At 33.4% G+C, this 2,790-nt stretch carries 3 protein-coding genes and 1 pseudogene; all 4 read right to left on the bottom strand.

All coding sequences use genetic code 11. The features are described 5' to 3' along the window. Nucleotides 1-191 precede the first annotated feature (191 nt). The gene (locus tag ACKWCC_RS19090; protein ID WP_413997567.1) at nucleotides 192-623 is read right to left on the bottom strand and encodes a hypothetical protein; all 432 of its coding nucleotides are present in this window, start codon (nucleotides 621-623) and stop codon (nucleotides 192-194) included. A gap of 151 nt (nucleotides 624-774) precedes the next feature. Further along, on the bottom strand, nucleotides 775-1,320 hold the full coding sequence (locus ACKWCC_RS19085) for an STM3941 family protein (RefSeq protein WP_413997566.1): 546 nt from the start codon (nucleotides 1,318-1,320) through the stop codon (nucleotides 775-777). Between the two features lie 174 nt (nucleotides 1,321-1,494). Beyond that, nucleotides 1,495-2,679, bottom strand: a complete 1,185-nt coding sequence (locus tag ACKWCC_RS19080) for a GmrSD restriction endonuclease domain-containing protein (protein WP_462043269.1) — start codon at nucleotides 2,677-2,679, stop codon at nucleotides 1,495-1,497. Continuing rightward, a pseudogene (locus ACKWCC_RS19400) lies at nucleotides 2,676-2,790 on the bottom strand (IS30 family transposase); the annotation flags it as partial. The gene ACKWCC_RS19080 and the pseudogene ACKWCC_RS19400, both read right to left, overlap by 4 nt.

Below are 2,790 nucleotides of genomic sequence, written 5' to 3'. Positions count from 1 at the left end.
AGGCTCCGGATCGTGGAAAGTATGCCCACGCGGGTCAAGAATATCTAAAACCACAAAAGTATCGGCCCAGGTGCCGCTGCAAACCTCCCTTCCAATACAGACCAATCCCCATAGCAGAAAAAGAGACCAACGCCCCGGTGTAGTTCAACACCGCATTCATGCTGGGTCGTACCGACCGCACGAATGCTTAGTTATTGTAGCACGTTTTTATTTTCCTTTTCGGTTAATATTAAATATCTATTTTTTCCAAATGTTATATAATAAATTAGATATAAAAATCCTATTGCCATAATCCAAATTAAGAAGTTCAAGTCAATATTCAGAGCATATTTTCCAAGATAGTAGAACAGCATAATTCCAAGTAAAGCTGGTAAAATCCATTTGGAATATTTAAATCCGCTTAACTTTATAGTTTTAGTTTCATTTTCGGCTATATTCAGCTCAATTTTTGGACTTCTACACCAATCTATTTTTGCAAAAATCTCGTGTTTTCCATTTTCAACTTCATATTCTTGAGTTTCTCCGTCATTTATTGTTCCGACTTTTTCTCCGTCAATATAAATTCCGATTTCACGAGCTTTATTATTCCATTCAGAATTTCGTTCTATTCTAATTTTCGTCATTGATTCAGGTTTTTTCTCAAATGTGCTACAACGTTGTTGTGTATGATTAGTGGCGTGTTTCAAGCACGGAATTTAGCAAATAAAAACCGAATAGAAAATCCGCAAGGATTTTCGTAAGTAGGCGAGAACTAGCCATTAATTATACACGGTGTTACCCAACGTTTTTATTTTTTTTGTATTCAATTTTTATTAATTTTTCAAGTTTTCCAAAATCATATTTCAGCGTATTTGAAGTAATCGAAAGAGGTGTTTCGTACATATTCATATTAGCTTTCATAAGTCTTGATTGTATTCCATTTTTTGCTTTTCCGATATATTTCTCAGGGTTCACAATGTCAATTAGAAGAAATTTTGTTGACATAACTTGCTTTGTTCTTATGTCCGAAATATCATTCCATTCTATTAGTCCAATACTTGATGCATTTGAGTTGTCTGTAATTCCGTTTGAGTCGATAATCAGTCCAACTTTTTTGTCAAATAGTTTTTTAATTCCATAAATTCCAGCTGCTCCAAAAAACAGAATTCCAACAATTCCGCCAATTCGGATAATTTCAGGATTAGTAATTTTAAAAATATTAGGAATAAATCTTTCTGGGTTTGTGGCAATCCAAATTCCGCCAGCAACAAATGCAATTGCCGCTAAAAGAAGTAAAATTATTTTCTTTTTGCTTAATGGTATTTCAATTTTTTCTTCCATTCAATTCAGTTTCTGGGTTTTGGTTAAATGTTGGGTAACGGTAACGTGTATGAGTAGTAGCGGTTTTTTACTCACTAACCTTTCGGTTTTGCACTGACCTTTGTTTTATGTTTATACTTTTGTTTTATCACTTCAACCGCTATTACTTATACACATTGTTGCCACCAGTTATTTTTAGTTCAGTAGTGTTTTCAGCTTGTCCATTAGTATTTCCTTTCTCTTTTCGTGATATTCACTAAAGTTTTCTAATGTCAAGTCCACATTTGGAATTATGTGTAAATTCAAAAATTGTTCTTTGTTATTCTCATTAGTTTCTTTGTCAACCCAGTCTTTTAAGTTTAAGTCGTTTTTCGACATATTTTCATTTGCATCAAGCATTTGCAAATTATAGATTGAGTTAAAAGTTATCCAACCATACTTCTCTTTGTTGTCTTCACTTAAATTTCCGAAAGTCGAAGCTGGGTGAACGTGGTCTTTATGGAAATTGTTGTTTTTATAATCCAAATTCGGATACAACAGCGAAAGAATTGAAAAAGCATATTGATTGTCAATTTGGGTAAATAATGTTTCTTCAATAAATTCTTCTCCAACGCTCGTGTCTTTTCTTATGTGATTAAAAATTGTGTCAATAGGGAAATTTGAAATTTCAGTTTTGATTTTAGTTTCCGATATGTTGTCAGTAAATGCTCTACGCATTTGCGAAAGAACATTGTCGGAAGTACCTCCAAAAATCCTTTTTATTAGTACAATATGCAACCATTTCTTAATACTTTCTCGGTCTTGCTTGTACTCAATTTTGTTAGAATAATCTCTATAAATTCCCTTGTGATACAAATAGTAAATTATTGGGATAACAGCATTTTTTGAAGTCAGAGTGAAGTCTGTAAATCCAAACGATTTTATCAAGTCAAAGGTTGAAAGAATTGCATCTCTAATTCGTTCCCATTCGGTTTCAAATTCTTTCGCATTTTCTTTTGAGAAGTTAGTTACTCGGAATTTTATGTCTTTGCTGTGCAAATACAAAAACGACTTTAGAATTAAATCCTTTGAAATAGAATATCCTTTATCTCGGATTGTGTCGACCAATTTATGGATTTCCTTTCGTGCATCTTTCTGTGTCCAATTGGCAACTGCTATGGACATTAATAGGTCGGAAAAATTTAGTGGTTCCCCACCACTATTTATTCTTATGAAAATATTTAAAGCCTTGTCAAGACTTTGTTCCTTTTCAAGGAAGAAGTTTATAATTGGTTTTTCAACAATTGTTCGCCTTAATTGCCTAATAGCTTTTCGTGAAAAGCTATTTTCAAATTCTTCAACAAAATTGTCGAAGGTTTCATCATCTGAAGCTGGATTCAAGTCATAAACGCAACAATGCCCTGATTTTCTATTGCTGCGGCAAAAACCTCGTTGGGCGTTCTGTACCCGAACCTTTTTCTGGGCCTGTTGTTTAAAATGTTCTCCGCCTTT

This window comes from Maribacter aquimarinus, from assembly GCF_047345505.1.
GTDB lineage: Bacteria > Bacteroidota > Bacteroidia > Flavobacteriales > Flavobacteriaceae > Maribacter.
Note: the sequence above shows the minus strand (reverse complement) of the source record. Positions and strands in the feature narration are given on the sequence as shown.

Bases quoted from the DNA above. Each gene is read 5' to 3' on its own strand.
- ACKWCC_RS19085 (WP_413997566.1), bottom strand. From the start codon at position 1,320: ATGGAAGAAAAAATTGAAATACCATTAAGCAAAAAGAAAATAATTTTA.
- ACKWCC_RS19090 (WP_413997567.1), bottom strand. From the start codon at position 623: ATGACGAAAATTAGAATAGAACGAAATTCTGAATGGAATAATAAAGCT.